Source organism: Paraburkholderia sp. CI3 (assembly GCF_050436505.1).
Classification (GTDB): domain Bacteria; phylum Pseudomonadota; class Gammaproteobacteria; order Burkholderiales; family Burkholderiaceae; genus Paraburkholderia; species Paraburkholderia tuberum.
Map to the genome: position 1 here is coordinate 3,052,501 of NZ_JBNDMI010000004.1, position 19,158 is coordinate 3,071,658.

At 64.8% G+C, this 19,158-nt stretch carries 19 protein-coding genes; 8 read left to right on the top strand and 11 right to left on the bottom strand.

Going from position 1 to position 19,158, the window contains the following annotated elements; all coding sequences use genetic code 11:
- Positions 1 to 5: 5 nt before the first annotated feature.
- The 4 genes from OKW29_RS35580 to ada all read right to left on the bottom strand — a co-directional run bounded on the left by OKW29_RS35580 (position 6) and on the right by ada (position 4,652).
- Positions 6 to 521 carry a hypothetical protein gene (locus OKW29_RS35580; RefSeq protein ID WP_429294228.1) on the bottom strand — a complete coding sequence of 172 codons (516 nt, stop codon included), beginning with the start codon at positions 519 to 521 and terminating at the stop codon, positions 6 to 8.
- 223 nt (positions 522 to 744) lie between these two features.
- Complete coding sequence (gshA, locus tag OKW29_RS35585) at positions 745 to 2,361, bottom strand: glutamate--cysteine ligase (protein WP_429294229.1); 1,617 nt, start codon at positions 2,359 to 2,361, stop codon at positions 745 to 747.
- 213 nt (positions 2,362 to 2,574) lie between these two features.
- A complete protein-coding gene (locus tag OKW29_RS35590; protein ID WP_429294230.1) occupies positions 2,575 to 3,495 on the bottom strand; it encodes a DNA-3-methyladenine glycosylase family protein in 921 nt (306 codons plus the stop codon).
- Entirely contained in the window at positions 3,492 to 4,652 is a 1,161-nt protein-coding gene (gene ada / locus OKW29_RS35595; RefSeq protein WP_429294995.1) for a bifunctional DNA-binding transcriptional regulator/O6-methylguanine-DNA methyltransferase Ada, read from the bottom strand. Before ada ends, OKW29_RS35590 begins: the two co-directional genes overlap by 4 nt.
- 493 nt (positions 4,653 to 5,145) lie before the next feature.
- Between ada and OKW29_RS35600 the strand changes: the two genes are divergently transcribed.
- Positions 5,146 to 5,571 (top strand): VOC family protein, encoded by a 426-nt coding sequence (locus OKW29_RS35600; RefSeq protein WP_018418913.1) that lies wholly within the window; start codon positions 5,146 to 5,148, stop codon positions 5,569 to 5,571.
- 44 nt (positions 5,572 to 5,615) lie between these two features.
- On the opposite strand, the gene OKW29_RS35605 is transcribed toward OKW29_RS35600, so the two are convergent.
- Both OKW29_RS35605 and OKW29_RS35610 read right to left on the bottom strand, forming a co-directional pair.
- Positions 5,616 to 6,170, bottom strand: a complete 555-nt coding sequence (locus OKW29_RS35605; RefSeq protein ID WP_026228986.1) for a YaeQ family protein — start codon at positions 6,168 to 6,170, stop codon at positions 5,616 to 5,618.
- Between the two features lie 142 nt (positions 6,171 to 6,312).
- Positions 6,313 to 7,290, bottom strand: coding sequence for a LysR family transcriptional regulator (locus OKW29_RS35610; RefSeq protein ID WP_018418915.1), 978 nt, complete (start codon positions 7,288 to 7,290; stop codon positions 6,313 to 6,315).
- A gap of 171 nt (positions 7,291 to 7,461) precedes the next feature.
- Here OKW29_RS35610 and OKW29_RS35615 point away from each other — a divergent pair, with 171 nt between their 5' ends.
- From OKW29_RS35615 to araH, 4 genes are all read left to right on the top strand, one after another.
- Positions 7,462 to 8,910 (top strand): aldehyde dehydrogenase family protein, encoded by a 1,449-nt coding sequence (locus OKW29_RS35615; protein WP_429294231.1) that lies wholly within the window; start codon positions 7,462 to 7,464, stop codon positions 8,908 to 8,910.
- 160 nt (positions 8,911 to 9,070) lie between these two features.
- Positions 9,071 to 10,075: an arabinose ABC transporter substrate-binding protein gene (locus OKW29_RS35620; protein WP_429294232.1), complete on the top strand. Its 1,005-nt coding sequence runs from the start codon at positions 9,071 to 9,073 to the stop codon at positions 10,073 to 10,075.
- 92 nt (positions 10,076 to 10,167) lie between these two features.
- The gene (gene araG, locus OKW29_RS35625; protein ID WP_429294233.1) at positions 10,168 to 11,727 is read left to right on the top strand and encodes an L-arabinose ABC transporter ATP-binding protein AraG; all 1,560 of its coding nucleotides are present in this window, start codon (positions 10,168 to 10,170) and stop codon (positions 11,725 to 11,727) included.
- A 74-nt stretch (positions 11,728 to 11,801) separates the two neighbouring features.
- On the top strand, positions 11,802 to 12,806 hold the full coding sequence (gene araH / locus OKW29_RS35630; protein ID WP_429294234.1) for an L-arabinose ABC transporter permease AraH: 1,005 nt from the start codon (positions 11,802 to 11,804) through the stop codon (positions 12,804 to 12,806).
- A gap of 252 nt (positions 12,807 to 13,058) precedes the next feature.
- Here araH and sap1 read toward each other — a convergent pair whose 3' ends face one another.
- Positions 13,059 to 13,397, bottom strand: a complete 339-nt coding sequence (gene sap1 / locus OKW29_RS35635) for a surface attachment protein Sap1 (protein ID WP_018418921.1) — start codon at positions 13,395 to 13,397, stop codon at positions 13,059 to 13,061.
- Between the two features lie 623 nt (positions 13,398 to 14,020).
- On the opposite strand from sap1, the gene OKW29_RS35640 reads away from it, so the two are divergent.
- Positions 14,021 to 14,200: a hypothetical protein gene (locus OKW29_RS35640; RefSeq protein WP_429294996.1), complete on the top strand. Its 180-nt coding sequence runs from the start codon at positions 14,021 to 14,023 to the stop codon at positions 14,198 to 14,200.
- Positions 14,201 to 14,404: 204 nt separating this feature from the next.
- Here the strand turns inward: OKW29_RS35640 and OKW29_RS35645 are convergent, their stop codons facing one another.
- Positions 14,405 to 14,830: an HIT family protein gene (locus OKW29_RS35645; RefSeq protein WP_429294235.1), complete on the bottom strand. Its 426-nt coding sequence runs from the start codon at positions 14,828 to 14,830 to the stop codon at positions 14,405 to 14,407.
- Positions 14,831 to 14,932: 102 nt separating this feature from the next.
- Entirely contained in the window at positions 14,933 to 15,868 is a 936-nt protein-coding gene (locus OKW29_RS35650) for a GlxA family transcriptional regulator (protein ID WP_429294236.1), read from the bottom strand.
- Between the two features lie 175 nt (positions 15,869 to 16,043).
- Here OKW29_RS35650 and OKW29_RS35655 point away from each other — a divergent pair, with 175 nt between their 5' ends.
- On the top strand, positions 16,044 to 16,883 hold the full coding sequence (locus OKW29_RS35655) for an SDR family NAD(P)-dependent oxidoreductase (protein ID WP_429294237.1): 840 nt from the start codon (positions 16,044 to 16,046) through the stop codon (positions 16,881 to 16,883).
- Positions 16,884 to 16,912: 29 nt separating this feature from the next.
- On the opposite strand, the gene OKW29_RS35660 is transcribed toward OKW29_RS35655, so the two are convergent.
- Entirely contained in the window at positions 16,913 to 18,028 is a 1,116-nt protein-coding gene (locus OKW29_RS35660) for a diguanylate cyclase (protein ID WP_429294238.1), read from the bottom strand.
- Between the two features lie 285 nt (positions 18,029 to 18,313).
- Here OKW29_RS35660 and OKW29_RS35665 point away from each other — a divergent pair, with 285 nt between their 5' ends.
- Positions 18,314 to 18,643, top strand: coding sequence for an ecotin precursor (locus OKW29_RS35665; RefSeq protein WP_429294239.1), 330 nt, complete (start codon positions 18,314 to 18,316; stop codon positions 18,641 to 18,643).
- 99 nt (positions 18,644 to 18,742) lie between these two features.
- Here the strand turns inward: OKW29_RS35665 and OKW29_RS35670 are convergent, their stop codons facing one another.
- Entirely contained in the window at positions 18,743 to 18,904 is a 162-nt protein-coding gene (locus OKW29_RS35670; protein WP_184036753.1) for a hypothetical protein, read from the bottom strand.
- Positions 18,905 to 19,158: the final 254 nt, after the last annotated feature.

The following is a 19,158-nucleotide window of genomic DNA, read 5'->3' on the forward strand; positions in this document are numbered from 1 at the left end:
TCGATCTATTGCGACATCACCTCGCCATTCGGCAGCCTGGTCGTGTTACGGGGCATCGTCTCCGGATGCGTGGCATCGGGCGCGTTCTGCGATGGCGTCGCGCTGCCTTGCGGCGCGCTGGCGGCTGTGCCCGTGGTGCCTCTCACATACTGCTTGAAATCCGCACCGGCTTCCCACGGATTCGGCTTGCAGCCGAGCGAGCTGTCGCAATGCGCCGAAAAGCCGATCGTGGTGGTGCCATCGGGACCTGCGGCGCGCGTGATCTGAAACGCGAGCGCGCGCTTGCCGCCGTCCGGGCCGGCGGTCTGGATCAGCGAGTCGTTAGCGGTCTCGATCTTGTACTTCGAATGACTCGCGACCCACGTTTGCGCCCGTTGCCACCAGAGGTCGCATTCGGCCTTGTTCGAACACGTCAACGGCCTGGTCGCGATCTGCATGACATCGGGATCGACCTGACCCTGGGTCGAGCATGCGGTCGTCGCCAAGAGACACAGCGCGGCCAACAGAGCTTTGTTCCTCACGTCGATACCTCCCCTGTGGAGCATGTCATAAGAGTTTGGACTACCCCATCGAAGCGGTGTTTCACCCAGATCAGAGAATCGCGACGTCGCGCGGAGTATTTGCCGATTCCGCGGACGCTTGAAGAGCGCAATCCGTAGAGGTTACCTGCGCGTTGCTCGGGGCAAAGAAAAAGCGGCCACGTGGGCCGCTTGAAGCACTTCCGGGATGCTGTGGTCCGAACGCTCAGACGCTGAAGCGATTGAGCGTATAGGCCCGATACGCAGCGACGAACGCATCGAACGAACCAACCTCGTCGCGTTCGAGCTTCGCCTGTTCGTCGAGCGATCGCACCGCGAGGTCGGCAAACGCCTTGGACTGCGCGGCATCGAGCGGACGCGCACGGAAGTACGCGGCGTGCGCTTCGCTTTGCGCGAGGCCGAACGCGAGGAAGCTTTGCTGCTGGTCGCGCATCGTTTGCAGCACGCGCGCCGATGGCGTCAGCGACACGTCCGCGAGCTTCGCGCGTTGCGCGGTGACCGCGCGCGCGTGTTCGTCACCGCCCTTCAGGCTGTCGAGCACGGCCGCCGCGGCGTCGATTTTCACGAGCAGTTCGTCGGCCCAGTCGATCATCGCGACCGGCTTGCCGTCGCGAACCAGTTCGAGGCCTGGCTTGCGGCCTTCCATCGTCACGCGGCCGAAGTTCTGGTTCGCTTCGGTGTACGCGGGCGGAGGCAGGGGCGCGCTGTCGTCGAGCGCGCACACGAGCAGGTACGCGTCGAGAAAGCGCGATGTTTCGAGCGAAATGCCGGCCGGCTCGAACGGATCGATGTCCATGCAACGCACTTCGACGTATTGCACGCCGCGCGCGGCGAGCGCATGCAACGGCCGCTCACCCGGATACGTGACGCGCTTCGGACGAATCGTCGAATAGAACTCGTTTTCGATCTGCAGCACGTTGGTGTTGATCTGCACCCACTCGCCGTCGCGTTGCGTGCCGATCCGCTCGTAGGCGGGATACGGCTGGCTCACGGCTTTCGCGAGCGCGTCGAGATAGCCGGGCAGCGTGTCGTAGTCGGCGTGCAGCGCGGCTTGCGCGGTCGTGTTCGAATAGCCGAGATCGCTCATGCGCAGGCTGGTCGCGTACGGGCGGTACAGCGTGTCGGCGTCGAACGTCTCGAGCGTGTGTTTGCGATCGCGGAGAAAGCGCCGATCGAGCGCCGGCGACGCGCCGAACAGATACATCAGCAGCCAGTTCGTGCGGCGGAAATTGCGGATCAGCGCGAGGTAGCGGTCGGACTGGAAGTCGACGGCGTTCGCGGTGGATTGCTGATCGGCGTGCAGCAGGCGCCACACGTCTTCGCTCAGCGAATAGTTGTAGTGGATGCCCGCGATGCACTGCATCGTGCGGCCATAGCGCAGCGCGAGGCCGACGCGGTACACGTACTTCAGCTTGCCGATGTTCGAGGTGCCGTAGTGCGCGATCGGAATGCCATCGTCGGTGGCGGGCAACAGTCCCGGCATCGAGTTGTTCCACAGGATCTCGTCGCCGAGCTCCGCGTAGACGAAACGGTGCAGCACGTCGAGTTGCGCGAGGGTTTCGGCGGCGTCCTGCTCAGCCGGCGTGATCAGCTCGAGCAGCGCCTCGGAGTAGTCGGTCGTCAGCGACGGGTGCGTGAGCGCCGAGCCGAGCGCGCGCGGATGCGGCGTCATCGCGAGCTGGCCGTTGCGCGTCACGCGCAGGCTTTCCCTTTCGATGCCGCGCAGGCCGCGTATCAGCACATCGCGCTGCGGGCTCGAGTCGAGCACGGACAGGCGGTGCGAAAGCGCGTCGGTCGTGCAGGAAGGTGTGGTGTTTGGCATTGATGCAAGCCGGGCGTTGCCGGTCGCCGTGTATCGCCAGACGATTCACAGACGGTATAGCGGCTGACAACGTTCGGCGGAATTTTCAGTAGCGGGCACTTTAACATCTCGCCAGAACCGCTGCTTGCGGCCGCTTCGGCGGAGTTTCAGCGGGCTCGTCGAGGTCGCGCTGAACTACGCCATCGCCATCGGCACGTCGCGACGACGCTCAGCTCATCCCCCGCGCGCAGCGCCCGCCCGATCCGCCACCTCGTTCCACAGATGCATCGCGGCATACGCGCGATACGGCCGCCACGCGTCGGTGCGGCTGCGCTGCTGCGCGGGCCGTACGAGCGAAGGATCGCGCGCACAGATCGATTGCATCAGCACGAGATCCGCCTCGGGCCATGCATCGGGATCGCGCCATGCACGCATCGCGACGTATTCGACGGTCCATGGGCCGATGCCCGCGAGCGCGAGCAATGCGGCGCGCAGGCTCGCGGCGTCGACGGTGTCGCTGCTGTCGAGCGGCACGTCGCCGCTCGCGACCGCACGCGCGAAGCCCTGCAACGCGGCGACGCGTTTGCCCGGCATGCCGATCTGCGCGAGATCGACTTCGGCGAGCGCGGCCGGCGTCGGAAAACGCCACGCGGTGTTTTCGTGCGGATGCCCGTCGATGCGTTCGCCCGCTCGCTGCACGAGCCGTCCGATGATGGTCGTCGCGGCCTTCACGCTGACCTGCTGACCGACGATCGCGCGCACCACCAGTTCGAAGCCGGACCACGCGCCCGGCACGCGCAGGCCGGGCACCGCGGCGACGAGCGGCGCGAGCCACGGGTCCGCCGCGAGTCCGGCGGCGATCTTCTTTGGATCGGCGCGCAGATCGAACATTCTTGCGATTGGCGCGGCGAGTGCATCGGCGTGGCGGCTCGCCGGCCCTTCGATGCTCGCGACGATGCAGCGCTTGCGCGGATGCAGCCGCACGCTGAGTGTGCCGCTGTCGCCGTTCCAGTCGATCGCGCGACGATACGCGCCGTCCTCGACGGCTTCGACGCCAGGCGTCGCGCGGCCGCTGAAAAAGCGCAGCAGCCGCGGCCAGTCGAACGGTGCCTTGAACGGTAATTCGAGAGTTGCAACCTCGTGAAGCGTGCTCAAGCGGCGTGATCCAGTTGGGAGTTGTGGGAGTCGGCATCTGTGCGGCTTGCGTCGCGGCGGGGCGCGTCGCTGGCTGAAACGCCGCCTGCGTGCTGCGCCTCATTGTCGAGCAACGCGGCCTTGCGCGGCAGCCCCCAGCGATAGCCGGCGAGCGCCCCGCCCTTCTGCACGACGCGATGGCAAGGAATCGCGAGCGCGACCGGGTTGGTCGCGCATGCGCTCGCGACGGCGCGCACCGCCCGCGGCGAGCCGACCGCCTCGGCGATCTGCGAATAGCTGCGTGTCTCGCCGTACGGGATTCGCCGCAGCGCATCCCATACGCGCTGCTTGAATGCGGTCGACGCGATATCGAGCGGCAACTCGAAGTCCTGGCGCGTGCCGCGCAGATACGCGTCGATCTGTGCGATGAACGGCGCGAGCCGGCCGGCGTCTTCGCGCAGCTCGGCATTCGCGAACTCGCCGCGCAATTCGTCGATCAGCAGCGCGGTGTCGTCGCCGAAACCGATCTTGCAGATGCCCTTGTCAGTCGCGGCGACCAGCACGAAGCCGAGCGAGGTCGGCGCGCTCGCATAGCGCACCGTCAGGCCCGCGCCCTTGCGGCGATACGCGGACGGCGCCATGCCGAGCTCGGCCGGCGCGCTGTCGTACATTCGCGACGGCGAGCCGAAACCGGCGTCGAGCGTCGCGCGCGTAACGTCGGCGCCGCCCTGCAGCGCATCGCGCAACGCGGCGCCGCGCTGCGCGGCCTGGTACTGACGCGGCGAGACGCCGACCACGCGCTTGAACAGGCGCTGCAAATGGAACGGGCTCACGTGCACGGCATCGCTCAATTGCGCGAGCGTGAGGCGCTGCTGCGGATCGGCGTCGAGCGCGGCGCACGCCCTGGCGACGATGTCGAGCTCGCGCGGCAGACCACCGGGCTGGCAGCGCTTGCAATCGCGAAAGCCCGCGGCGCGCGCGGCGGCGGCATCGGTGAAGAAAGCGACGTTTTCGCGGCGCGGCTCGCGCGACGCGCACGACGGCCGGCAGAACACGCCGGTCGTCCTGACCGCGTAGAAGAATGCGCCGTCGGCATCGCGGTCGCGGTGGGTGACGGCGTCCCAGCGTTCGTCGTCGGTGCGCCACTGGGTGGTGTCGACGTCGGCGGCGGCGCGCATGGGGGCGGAATGGCGAGTGGTGGCGTTCATGATGTCCTGGGGCCCGGATGGGCAGGCAGTGTCGATGCTCATCAATCTAGGCCCGAACGCTACACAGTACGCGCCGGATCTTGCTCTGTCATTCGGACGCGCTTGTCCGTACCCGTAGTGGGGTCAAACCCGGCAAATCGCAATCCGAAGCGCCTTGGAATGCCCTGCGGCCGGACGTTTTGCCTCAAAGTGCGGCAATTTCGCACGATATCGGGTTTTCCCTTAAAAAGTTATTGCGTCGCACCAAGCCGATGTGTATATTAGTGCTTGTCTCCTCCATGTCTCCTCCTGATATGGATTCAGCCCGCTCCACTTGAGCGGGCTTTTTTTTGCCTGCGTTTTTTGTCCGCGCCTGGTCCGCATTTGGTCCGGTTCGCCCACGACTTCCCGCCGATCCACCCCGCCCTTTCCTTTCTCCTACACTTCCTAATCGGTTCTCCGAACTAGCGAAAGGGCGTTCGACATGAAAATCCACATTCGCGAGATCGACCACGTCGTGATCCGGGCGACGCACGTCGAAACCCTCGCGCGCTTTTACTGCGACGTACTCGGTTGCAGCGTTGAAAAGGAGCAGCGCGAACTCGGCCTCACGCAACTGCGCGCGGGCCGATCACTGATCGATCTGCTGCAGGTCGGCGCGAAGCTCGATCGCGCGGAAAACGGCGCGGCGGGCACGGGGCGCAACATGGACCACCTGTGTCTGCGCGTCGAGTCGTTCGACGCCGACGCGTTGAAGGCGCATCTGAGCGCGCATGGCGCGCGGCTCGGCGAACAGGGAGTGCGTTATGGTGCGGACGGATTCGGGCCGTCGCTGTATCTGTTCGACCCGGAGGGCAATATGGTCGAGCTGAAGGGGGCGCCGGAAGCGGCGCGGGTCACGTCGCTCTGAATGCGAGAACGAAGCGGCGCAAAAACTGATTCAGACCTGAGCCGTCACGCATCGGCGGGCGCCTTCAGTACGGTCCAGTCGATCTTCACCGCATCGGCTTCGGCGCTGCCGAGCCATGCTTCGCCGTCCTGCACCGTGCATTGCAGCCGCATCGTGCGTTCGGCAAGCGAGCCGAGCGATGCCGCGACGTCTTCGCCGAGCGTCCAGACCGTCACGTTGCGCAGGCGCTCGACCTTGTTGCGCACGCCCTGCCACCAGATTTCCGAAGTACGCCCGCCATACGCGATCACGACCACGTGATTCGCCCGCCCGCTCGCCTTGGCGATGCGGCGCTCGTCGGGCTGGCCGACCTCGATCCACGTGTCGATCGCGCCGGTCAGATCCTTCGCCCACAGATCCGGTTCGTCGACATCCGACAAACCTTTGCAGAACTCCAGCCGTTCCTGCGCGAACAGCGCGAACGCGGCGACGCGAACCATCATCCGTTCGTCGGTTTCGGAGGGGTGACGGGCGATCGTCAGCGAATGATCGGCGTAATAGTGCCGGTCCATGTCAGCGATCTGCAGTTCCGCCTTGTATATCGTCGATTTGAGAGCCATGCCGTTGCTATACCAGGCGCTCGCTCCACCGGAGCGCAGCGAAAATGAATCGTCGACGGCGCGTTGCCGTTTCTTGTGTTTGCTGTACATCGGATGTTCCTCCCGCGCCGTCAGCCGGTGCCTATGACACAGAAGGAAGCATTTACCGGGCCACCGCGGGTTCCGTGGCCGTGCCGTATACGTCGCGAGCCGCATCTCGCAGCGCGTCGAGCACGACGGCGGCCGCCGGCGACAACAGATGCGACTGGCGCGTGATGATACCGAATGTATCCATCCTGCAAGGCAAATCGATCGGGACGCGCTTCAATACCCCGTACTGTTGGTACTGACGCGCCACTTCATCGGGCAATACCGCCAACATGTCGCTTTGCAGCAGCAGGCTCGAAATCGCGAGAAAGTTGTTGGTATTGACGACGTTCTGCGGCGGATTCAGGCCGATCTGCGAAAACATCAGATCGAAGCGATGGCGCAGCACGCTGCCCGGCGGATGCAGCACCCAGGCCGCGTTGACGATACCGCGCAGCGTCAATCCCGTTTCATTTTCGAGCGGATGGCCGGGACGCGCGACCACGCACAGCGGTTCGTCGGCGAGCGGTTCGTAGCGCACGTCGGTCTTGAACTGGTTCTGCCTTTCGAGCACGCGGCCGATCATGATGTCGAGATCGCCTTCGGCGAGCCGCGGCAGCATCACGTCGGAGGTCTCGACCTCGGTCCAGATCTGCAACTGCGGATAACGCTCCTTCACGCTCGCGATCGCGCGCGGCACCATCGTCGCGGCGGCCGCGGCGATCACGCCGATACGCACCTGACCCGCGAGCCCCGAGCGCAGCGCCGAGATTTCGTCGTGCGCCTGGCTCAGGTTCGACAGCACCATGCGCGCGTGGCGGATCATCACCTCGCCGTACAGCGTCGCATGCATACCGTGCGGCGTGCGGTCGAACAGGCTCACGCCGAGCATGTCCTCGAGCTCTTTCAACAGGCGCGACGCGGCCGGCTGCGTCATGCCGAGCACGTCGGCCGCGCGGCGCACGTTGCCCTCCTCCTCCATCGCGGCAAGCAGCAGCAACTGGCGCGTCTTCAGCCGCGCGCGCACGAACCAGTTCGAATAGCTACGCGTCATCGCAGGGTCTCCTGGGTTTTTACGAGCGATGTTTGTACGTTCTTCCTCTGAAGCTCCATGATGCCATACCGAAACTGATATCGGAGAAGCCTAAAAAGGGATTGGAAAGTTATTAGGCCGGCTCATACCATTCGTGGACTTTGTGAACTTACGGTGCGCCTTTTTTCGCCGATGAACCGCGATCCGCTCGTCCCCCTCGTTGCCAGCCCGTTTCGCCATTACATCAATGGCGGATGGGAGACCGGCGCGACCACGGGCGTGTCGCTCAATCCGTCGGATCTCGACGAGCCGGTCGGCGAATACGTGCGCGCCGACGTGCGGCAGACCGACAGCGCGATCGAGGCTGCGCACGCGGCGTTTCGCGACTGGTCGCTCGCCTCCGCACAGCGCCGCGCCGACGCGCTCGACGCGATCGGCAGCGAAATGCTCGCGCGCCGCGAGGAGCTGGCCCGGCTGCTCGCGCGTGAAGTCGGCAAGGTGCTGCCCGAGGCGCTCGCCGAAGCGACGCGCGCAGGGCAACTGTTCAAGCTGTTCGCGGCCGAGGCGCTGCGCGCGTTCGTCGAGCCGCTCGCGTCGGCGCGTGCCGGCGTCGAAATCGACATGACGCGCGAGCCGCTCGGGGTGGTCGGCATCATCGCGCCTTGGAGCGCGCCGCTCGCGATCGCCGCGGCGAAGATCGGCGCCGCGCTCGCGCACGGCAACTGCGTCGTCTACAAGCCGGCCGAATCGGCGCCGGCCTGCGCGGCGGCGCTCGCGTCGATCGTCAGTCGCGCGGGCTTGCCGGCCGGCGTGTTCAACCTCGTGATGGGCAGCGGACGCAAGGTCGGTGCGCGCATCGTCGCGCATCCGCTCGTCGCGGCGATCAGCTTCACCGGTTCGTCCGACACCGGCACGCGCGTGCTGCAGGCCGCCGCGACGCGCCAGGCGCGCGTGCAGCTCGAGATGGGCGGCAAGAATCCGTTCGTCGTGCTGGCCGACGCCGATCTCGACGGCGCGGTCGACGCGGCGCTCACCGGTGCCTTCAGCGCGACCGGCCAGCGCAGCACGGCTGCCGCGCGGCTGATCGTCGAACGGGCGGTGTTCGCGCCGTTCGTCGACGCGTTGCAGGCAAAGCTCGCGAAACTCACCGTCGATCACGCGTTGAAGTACGGCACCGATATCGGCCCGGTGGCGAACGCCGCGCAGCTCGAACGCAATCTCGACTACGTGCGCGTCGGCGAGCAGGAAGGCGCGCAGTTGCTGCGCGGCGGGCGGCAACTGGAGCGCGCGACGCGCGGCTATTTTTTCGAGCCGGCGCTGTTTATCGGCGAATCGGAGCATCGCATCGCGCGTGAAGAGATTTTCGGGCCGCTCGCGGTCGTGCTGCGCGCGGACGATTACGAACACGCGCTACATCTCGCGAACGACACCGCCTACGGACTGTGCGCCGGCATCTGCACGCGCTCGCTCGAACGCGCACGGCATTTTCGCCGCCACGTGCAGAGCGGTCTCGTCACGATCAATCTGCCGACCACGGCCGTCGAGCATCACGGACCCGGCGGCGGGCGCAAGGCGTCGGCCTATGGCGCGAGCGATGCAGCGTTCTGGACCGCCGTGAAAACGGCGTACCTGGCGAGCTAGAAGCAATGAGCCGCGCCACCGTTTTCACCGCGACTCGCGCGAACCGCCCGGCGTGCCGCGCGCAGATCCGCCCCGATTCGCGCGACGGCTGACGCCGCCCGCGTTACCCCGCTGCAACTACACGACATCAATGCAGCTTTTCACCCTCAGGAGACAGTAGATGACCAGCAAGCTTCGCCGTTTGGCCCTGACCGCGATGGCCGCCGCCGCCCTCGCCGCCCCGTTCGCCGCACAACTGTCCGCCCACGCGGATGAGCCGCTCAAAGTCGGCTTCCTCGTGAAGATGCCCGAACAGGCGTGGTTCATCAACGAACAGAAAGCCGCGACCGCGCTCGGCAAGAAGGACGGCTTCTCGGTCGTCAACATCGGCACGCCCGATGGCGAAAAAGTGCTGGCCGCGATCGACAACCTCGGCGCGCAAGGCGCGAAGGGCTTCGTGATCTGCGCGCCCGACGTGCGTCTCGGACCGGCGATTCAGGCGCGCGCGAAGCGCTACAACATGAAGTTCGTGACCGTCGACGACCAGCTGGTCGATTCGACCGGCAAGCCGCTGGCGAACGTGCCGCACCTCGGCATGTCGGCCTTCAAGATCGGCAACCAGGTGGGACAGGCGATCACCGACGAAATGAAGCGCCGCGGCTGGAAGCCTGAGGAAGTCGGCGCGCTGCGTATCACGGACTATGAGCTGCCGACCGCGAAGCTGCGCACCGACGGCGCGACGCAGTCGCTGCTCGCCGGCGGCTTCAAGAAGGAAAACGTCTTCGACGCGCCGCAGAAAACCACCGACGACGAAGGCGGCTTCAACGCGGTGTCGCCGGTGCTCGCGCAGCATCCGAACATCAAGAAGTGGGTGATCTTCGCGCTCAACGAGGAAAGCGTGCTCGGCGGCGTGCGCGCGACCGAACAGCTGCATATTCCGGCCGCGGACGTGATCGGCGTCGGCATCAACGGCGCGGGCGAGGCGTTCGCCGAGTTCCAGAAGAAGGAACCGACGGGCTTCTACGGCACGATCGCGGTCAGCTCGACGAACCACGGCAAGGAAAGCACCGAGAACCTTATCGAGTGGATCAAGGACGGCAAGCAGCCGCCCGCCGACACGCAAACCACCGGCAAGCTGATGGTGCGCGGCAACTGGCAGGACGTGCGCAAGGAACTGGGTATTTAAGCGAGGTTCTCGCAGCAGACGGCGGGCCGCCTCGTGCCTCGCGTTTAGCGCGAGCGCGGCCCGCTCAGGTTTCCTCCGTTCGAGGTTTTTCGATGACGTCCTTATTCACCGGGCCTCATGCCAGCGAGGCGGCGCTCGCGCCCTCGCCTGCATCGACGCCCGCATCCGACGCCCCCTATCTCCGGCTCGACGGCATCACCGTGCGCTTTCCGGGCGTGCTCGCGCTCGACCAGGTCTCGCTGGAAGTGCGCCGCGGCGAGGTGCACGGCCTGATGGGCGAAAACGGCGCCGGCAAATCGACGCTGCTGAAGGTGCTGTCCGGCGTCAATCATCCTGTCTCGGGCACGTTGTCGCTCGACGGCGTCGAGCAGCAGTTCGCGACGACCAAGGCGGCGATCGCCGCGGGCATCGCGATCATCTATCAGGAACTGCATCTGGTGCCGGAGCTGACGGTCGCCGAGAATCTGATGCTCGGCGCCCTGCCGAATCGCTTCGGCGTACTGGACGAAAAGGCTTTGGTCGCGCGTGCGATGCGCGAACTCGAACGGCTCGGCGAAAAGCTCGATCCGTCGCAGCAGGTCAAGCATCTGTCGATCGGTCAGCGGCAGATGATCGAAATCGGCAAGGCGCTGATGCGCGACGCGCGCGTGATCGCGTTCGACGAACCGACCAGCTCGCTGTCGTCGCGCGAAACCACGCAACTGTTCCGCATCATCCGCGCGCTGAAGGCCGAAGGCCGCGCGATCATCTACGTCACGCACCGGATGGATGAAGTCTACGAACTGTGCGATCGCGTCACCGTGTTTCGCGACGGCCGCCGCATCGACACTTTCGAGGCCGGCGCGGGACTCGATCGCGATCGGCTGATCAGCTGCATGGTGGGGCGCTCGATCACCGATGTGTACGGCTATCGCGCGCGCGAGCACGGCGACGTGCAGCTTCAGGTCGACGGCCTGATGGGACCGGGCCTGCGCGAACCGGCTTCGTTTTCGGCGCGCAAGGGCGAGATCGTCGGCTTCTTCGGGCTCGTCGGCGCGGGCCGCTCCGAGCTGATGAAGCTGATCTACGGCGCGGTCAAGCCGAGCGCCGGCGAGGTCGCGCTGAAGGGCAAGCGCGTGCAGTTCGCCACGCCGCGCGACGCGGTGCGCGCCGGTGTCGCGCTGTGTCCCGAGGATCGCAAGCAGGAAGGCATCGTGTCGATCGCGTCGGTGTCGGACAACCTGAACATCAGCTGCCGCCGCCACTTCAGCCGCTTCAACGTGCTCAATGGCCGCAAGGAAGCGCAGACCACACGTGAGTTCATCGGCAAGCTCGCGATCAAGACGCGCAACGGCGACACGCCGATCGGCACGCTGTCCGGCGGCAATCAGCAGAAGGTGATCCTGTCGCGCTGGCTCGCCGAAGAGATCGACGTGTTCCTGATGGACGAGCCGACGCGCGGCATCGACGTCGGGGCGCGCAGCGAGATCTATGGGCTGCTGTATGGGCTCGCCGAGGCGGGCCGCACGGTCATCGTCGTGTCGAGCGATCTCGCCGAGGTGATCGGCGTGACCGATCGCGTGATCGTGATGAAGGAAGGCCGCATCGTCGGCGATCTGCCGAAGGCGCAGGCCACGCCGGATGCGCTGATCAAGCTGGCATTGCCGCGCTGATCGCCCAACGGATCGCGCCACCAGACCCCTTACCGAATACCGCAACGAAAACGGCATTGAATGGAACAGACATCATGAATACACCTTCCACCGATTCCTCGACCTCCGCCGTCGCCTCCGTGGGCTTGACCGCGCGCGCCGCGCGCACCTGGGACCTGATCAACAAATCCGGCATCGTGATGGTGTTCGTCATCCTGTTCGCGGTGCTGTCGTTCACGGTCCCAGACTTTCTGAGCACGCGCAATATCCAGGGCCTGCTGCTGTCGGTCACGCTGATCGGCTCGATCTCCGTCACGATGATGTTCGTGCTCGCGCTCGGCGAGGTGGACCTGTCGGTGGCGTCGATCGTCGCGTTTTCGGGCGTGGTGGCTTCCGTGCTGATCACCGCGACGCACAGCGTGTTAGTCGGCATCACGGCCGGCGTGCTCGCGGGCGGCGCGGTCGGGCTCGTCAACGGCACGCTGGTCGCGCGCTACAAGATCAACTCGCTGATCGTCACGCTCGCGATGATGGAGGTCGTGCGCGGCCTCGCGTACATCACCTCGAACGGCGACGCGGTGATGATCTCCGAGGAGCGCTTCTTCGACCTCGGCGGCGGCTCGTTCCTCGGCATTTCTTATCCGATCTGGAGCAACATCGTCGGCTTCGTTCTGTTCGGCTTCCTGCTGAAAAAGACCGTGTTCGGCAAGAACGTGCTGGCCGTCGGCGGCAATAGCGAAGCGGCTGTGCTCGCGGGGCTGCCCGTCACGCGGATCAAGATCACCGTGTTCGTGCTGCAAGGCCTCGTGACCGGCTTCGCGGGCGTGATGCTCGCGTCGCGCATGAGCCTCGGCGATCCGAAGACGTCGGTCGGGCTCGAACTCGGCGTGATTTCCGCGTGCGTGCTCGGAGGTGTGTCGCTGACGGGCGGTGTCGCGACGATCTCCGGCGTGCTGGTCGGTGTGCTGATCATGGGCTCGGTGCAGGACGCCATGAGTCTCCTGAACGTGCCGACGTTCTATCAGTATCTGATTCGCGGCGGCATCCTGCTGCTCGCGGTTCTGTTCGACCAGTTCCGCCGCAGCAAGCGCGTGCACTGACGCGCCGTTGCTCGTGGCCGGTTTCCTGCGCTTTGCGAGAAGGCGTACTGCCGATGCGGGTCGATAAAACCCGCATCGGCTTTTTTATTGCAGGTGAAGCCTGGCAAGTATCAAAAGCAATAAAAAACGGCTTGGCATCGGAATGCCCAAGCCGTCTCTTTTAGCTCACGCGTTCACGCCTGCGACTTTTAAAGCCGCAGCGGATACGCATGCGACCGTATTCCGGCTTTTGCCGGAATACCGGCGTTGTACTTATTGCTTGATGAATCGGTCGTTCGCCCAGAGCCCCTCGGTATCGCTATTGGCTGAATTCACGAACTCGACGTCGTGGCCGACCACGCGCACCACGCGGAAACTCGAGTCGGTCGGAGTCGACACGCATTGATATCCGGAGAAGAATTCCTGCATCTGCTGCTGTTCACCGGCTTGCGCGTGGTGATCGGCGGCGTCGAGCTTGTCCTTCGATACGCAGCCATAGGCATTGGCCTTGAACTGGATCGTTTGCTGCGGCTTGATCACGACGTCTTGCGCCTGAACGCTAGCGGCAGCCAAACCCGCGATGGCGAAAACAACGGCAATTCGAGTTTTCATTCGTTCCTCCGGGGCGGGCCGAAAAAAATCTCGGTTAGCTATGTATTTAACTTTAACGGTGGACCCGCATCTCGCACTTTAGGAGAACCGATGAGAACGACAAGCACATCTTGTGTGCGATCGCAACAGTGGCGAATTGTCGCACCTGCTGTCGAAGCTGATTAAAGCTTGAGCACACGCTTGATCGAATGGCAATGAAATGAATGACTAAAAATCCACTCCCGCACACGGCTTAGCTGGTAAAGCTTTGCGCGCGCATTCACGTAAACGCGTAGCGTCAATTAAGCGATTTAATACAATTTAATCAATGGGTTTGTGCGTCGCACACAAAGTCATTCCACAGGCAAAAGCTGCGATGCGCAATAACGAGGCAAGTGCAGAAAATAAACAGTGCCAGCCGTCTCTCACGGGCCTTGGTGAAACGCTTGCAACGCGCCATTGCCGAAAACGCATGAAAAAAAGCCGCGCGGCGCCAAGCCGCGTGGACAGGCGAGGGGGGCGCGATCGCAGTGCGATGTACCCTTCGCGGGCGGCCTGAATCCAGGTGGATCTTCGTCGAGCCCATATGCGGGTACAGGCGGTGCTCTACAATGAAAACGAATCTCCTGCACCCGGAGGCTATCGTGAACGAGCACTTAATACTCGGGATTTTTCTGGTCGTTCCGCTGCTGATCGTCATGTTTCTTTTTTCCGACGAACTGTGGCAGGAGCATCGAGACCTGCACGACGGACGGCCGTTGACAGCGCGTCGCCGACGCATCGACTGGCGGCATCCGCTACGCCGTTCGCGCGAGCGGCTCTGAGATTGCGAAGCGGGTCCCCAAAGAAAAAAAGCCTGCCACAGGGGCAGGCTGAAAAAAGAGATCCACACTCAATGCCTTGAACACAAGGCAATAGCAGTCTAGTCGCGACACGCTAATCGGTGGTTTCAACGGCTTTTACAGTTGTTACCGGGCGTGACCGTAATGCGGGGCGCGACGTTGCGTCGGCAGGCCTCGCGTTGCGCTTCAGTGGGCGCGCCAGTGCGCGCGAATCCGTTTGGCGAGCGCTTCGAGCGTGTCCGGATCGGCGATCTCGCGCGCATGCAGCTTCAGCGGTTGGCCCTCCCAGCGCGGAATCACGTGGAAATGGACGTGCGGCACTGTCTGTCCCGCCGCCGCGCCGTTGAACTGGCCGATGAACACGCCGTCAGGACGCAGTGCCGCGCGCACCGCGATCGCGAGCTTTTGCGCCATGCGCGTCGACGCGACGAGCGCCGCATCCGACAGATCGAAAATTTCCGCGACCGCTTCCTTCGGCACGACGAGCAGATGGCCGTCGGCTTGCGGCATCAAGTCCATGAAAGCCAGCGCCTGGTCGTTTTCGGCCACCTTGATGCACGGTAGTTCGCCGCGCAAGATTTTGGCGAACGGGTTGCTGTCGTTGTAGCTCATCGCGTTTCCTTTCATTTGGGCTGGGTTCGATTCACGGGTCGAGCGGGATACTTTTTTTTGCGTAGCTTCGCACCGCGGGTTTCCTATTCTCTACCCGAACGCTTACGCCACGCGTGCGGCACGCCGGATCGCTTGAGGTGGCTGGCCGAACGCGCGCAAAAACGCGCGCCGCATCCGCTCGGGGTCGATGAAGCCAGTGTCCGCTGCGACGGTTTCGATCGAATGACGGCCGGTTTCGAGCATCGTGCGAGCCGCTTCGACACGCAGCGCCTCGATCGCGCGGGCCGGCGACTGGCGCGTCTCGTCGCGAAACGCGCGGCTGAACTGGCGCGGGCTCAGATGCGCGACGTCGGCGAGCTGCTCGACGGTCAGCGGCTCGCGCAGATGGCTCTTCGCATACGACAGCGCGTTCTGGATCCGATCGGATTTCGGTTCGAGATCGAGCATCGCGGAATACTGCGATTGCCCGCCGGTGCGCCGGTGATAGACCACGAGCTTCTTCGCGATCGCGCGCGAAACCGCGACGCCGAGGTCGTTCTCGACGAGCGCGAGGCACAGATCGATACACGCGGTCATGCCGGCCGACGTCCACACCGAGCCGTCGACGATGAAGATGCGGTCCTCGTCGACCCGCGCGCGCGGAAAGCGCCGTTGCAAATCGCGCGCATGCGCCCAGTGCGTAGTCGCGTGGCGGCCGTCGAGGATGCCCGCTTCGGCGAGCACGAACGCGCCGGTGCAGATGCTCGCGGTGCGGCGCGAGGTGGCGAGGGCGTCGTTCAGAAACGCGAGCAGCCCCGGCGACGACGGCGCGATCTCCATCGCGCCGGTGACGATCACCGTGTCGTAGGCGGGATCGCCGAACGGGCGCGTCGCGACCTCGACGCCCGCCGAGCTGCGCACCATGCCGCCGTGCTCGGAGGTCACCGCGACGTCGTACGTGGGCTCGCCGGTGTCCTGATTGGCGAGTTCGAAAATCGATACCGCGACCATGTCGAGGATCTGAAAGCCCGGAAAGACCACCACGCCGATGCGTTTCATTTACGATGTCCGGAAACGAGGGAAATACGACATTTGAGACAAAACGGTACGCGCCTAAACTCAGCGCGTCAACCCCGCCGTATCAGCGCAAAAGCCGCGAGGCGGCGAGTTCACGGATGTTCCCATTCATCGGACAGGGCGGCCGCATCATGCGCAGCCCGCAAGGAGAGCTTCAATGGCAACGCAGGCAGACAAGGGCGTACAAGGCAATTCGAACGAAGGCAAGGGTACGGCGGTGGTCACGGGCGCATCGTCGGGTATCGGCGCGGTCTACGCGGACCGGCTCGCGCGACGCGGCTACGACCTGCTGCTGATCGCGCGCGACGGCGCACGCCTCAGCAGCCTCGCCGACCGGCTGACGAAGGAAACCGGCCGCCGCGTGAGCACCGTCAGCGCCGATCTGACCAACAAGGCCGACGTGCGCCGCATCGAGAACCAGTTGCGCGCCGAGCGCGGCATCACGATGCTGATCAACAACGCGGGCGTCGGCGCGACCGCGACGCTGTTCGACTCCGACATCGATGAACTCGAGCAGATGATCGAGCTGAACGTGACCTCGCTCACGCGCCTGACGGCGGCGGTGTTGCCGGGCTTCATCGCGCGCGGTGCCGGTACGGTGATCAATATCTCGTCGATCGTCGCGCTGGCGCCGGAATTGTTGAACGGCACCTATAGCGGCACCAAGGCCTACGTGTTGAACCTCACGCAGTCGCTGCATCACGAGGTGGGCGGCAAGGGCGTGCGGCTGCAAGCGGTGCTGCCGGGCGCGACGAGCACCGCGTTCTGGGATCGCGCGGGTCTCGCGGTCGAGAACCTGCCTTCGCAGATCGTGATGAGCGCCGAGGACATGGTCGACGCGGCGCTTGCCGGTCTCGACCAGGGCGAGCTGGTGACGATCCCGTCGTTGCCCGATGCTGCCGACTGGGAGCGTCTGAACAGCGCGCGTTTGCATCTGCAGCCGAATCTGTCGCGCAGCGCGCCGGCCGAGCGCTATACGCGCGCCGTGGCCGCGTGAGCCGAAGGTTGAGGAGGGCGGCGCCAGACTCAGCCGCTCACGGCCACCTGATTCTTGCCGTCGTGTTTCGCGCGATACAGGCCGACGCCGGCGGCCTCGATCAGCGTCGTGACCGGTTCGGCGGCCGACGGCACCACCATCGCCGCGCCGATGCTGATCGTGACGACGCCCTCTGCCGAGCCCGCATGGGTGATCGCGCGGTCTTCGACCGCGATGCGGATTTTCTCCGCGAGCAGGCGCAAGCCGCCCGCCGACGTGTCCGGCACGACCACCGCGAACTCCTCGCCGCCGAAGCGCGCGGCGAGATCCAGTGAATGGCCGAGGCACGCTTCGATCGTATGCGCGACGCTCTTCAGCACTTCGTCGCCGGCGACGTGCCCATAGGTGTCGTTGTAGGCCTTGAAGTGATCGACGTCGATCATCAGGAGGCCGAGGCCGGTCTTGTCGCGGGTGCCGCGGTGCCATTCGGCGGCCAGATACTGGTCGAGGTAGCGGCGGTTCGACAGGCCGGTCAGACCGTCCGAATGCGTGAGCCGCTGCAACTCCAGATTCGTCGCCAGCAGTTGCCGCTGAGATTGCCGCAGCGCGCGGTACGCCTCGTCGCGTTGCAGCAGGTGTAGATACGAGCGCGAGTGATAGCGGATGCGCGCTATCAGCTCGATGCGGTCGGGCAGCTTCACGAGGTAGTCGCTCGAACCGGCCGCGAACGCCGCGCTTTTGACGAGCGGCTCTTCGTTGGTCGACAGCACGACGATCGGGATGTCGCGAGTGGCGGGATTCAGCCGGTATTGCCGCACCAGCGTCAGACCGTCGGTGCCCGGCATCACGAGATCTTGCAGGATCACCGTCGCGCGCGTTTCCTCGGCGCAGCGCACCGCGTCTTCCCATGACGCGCAGTAGCGAAAGTCGATGCCCGCCTCGTCGGCGAGCGCCTCGCGCACCCCCTCGGCGATGACCGCGTGTTCGCCGACCAGCAGCACCATGATCGGGCACTCGGCCGCCGGCGGGTCGTCGAGGATGCGCGCGAGCGCGTCGTCGCTGGCGAGACTAGGCGCATCCTCAGCGACGAGCGCGTGCGCCTGCGGGCTCACGTCGTCTGCGGGATGCAGCGTTGCGGCGTTCTGGGGCGGTTTAGAGGTGTCCATGTGGTTCGGCCAGAATGAAGTTCAGGGAGGGCACGTCAGCTTGCGGGGAGGCGAGGCGCTCGTTGACCACTGCCCTTGGTCAGATAATAGTCGGCGCCCGCATCAAGGCCAGCGCGGCAATCTTCCCGGCGATGCCTGGATGAAATGCAGCGCAATGCCATGCGTGGGCTCACGCGTCCAGCGTTATGCACCTGTTACAGAGTTAATCTCCGGTTACCAACTGCAGCATCTATTTCCGCGCGCGCCGGCGACAATTCGTCCATGCCTGAACGGCGGGAGCTCAATATGAAAAAGATCGCAGTGGCGTTGGTAATGACGGGTAGTTTGACGGTGGCGGGCCAGGCGTCCGCGCACGGACACGGCGGTGATGTGGTGGGTGCGCTGATTGGCGGCGCGGTGCTGGGCGCGGTGGTCACCTCGGCGTTGACGCCGGCGCCGGTGGTCGCGTATCCGCAGCCGGTCTATGCCGAGCCCGCGTACCAGCCCGCGCCGGCTTACGTGGCACCGCCGCCCGGATATTGCTACGACCAGTATCAGCGCGCCTATGTCGCGTGCGGCGCACCGCCGCCCGGACAGTACGGCTATGCGCAACCGCAACCCGAGCCGCAGTGGTGAGCGCGGCCAGGCTCTGATGCGCGGATGATTCAGCCGAACAACGCGTAGACAAAAAGGCCGTCGCCCAATGCGACGGCCTTTTTCCATTTGAGGCACGGCTTAATGCTTGTGATGCAGCCATTCCGCGTAATGCGTGTCGAGCCAGCGCTCGAGCCTGGGCGGCCTGGACGGGTCGCGGTGACGCGACATCATCCAGATGGCAAGGCCGACCACCAGCATGACGGCGGGCCCCATCAGATAAGCGAGCATTGATTCAGGCATCGGAACCTCCGTATCGGCTTGCATCCATCTCTCAGTGTAGGCGAAGGAAGCGGGGAAAGAACGACGATGTCAAACGGTCCAGAGAAGCGAAAAAAGGCGCATTTGCGCCCGGTTTGGAAACCTGTTTTTTTGATGAATTTTCCTTTATTTGCTTAGCGTCTGGGCGAGGTCGCATTAGCCTGTGTACCATCCTGTTACCGGCCTGACGGCAAGCGTCACATGGCGCCAAAACCCATGACAATGCCGTCAAGCCG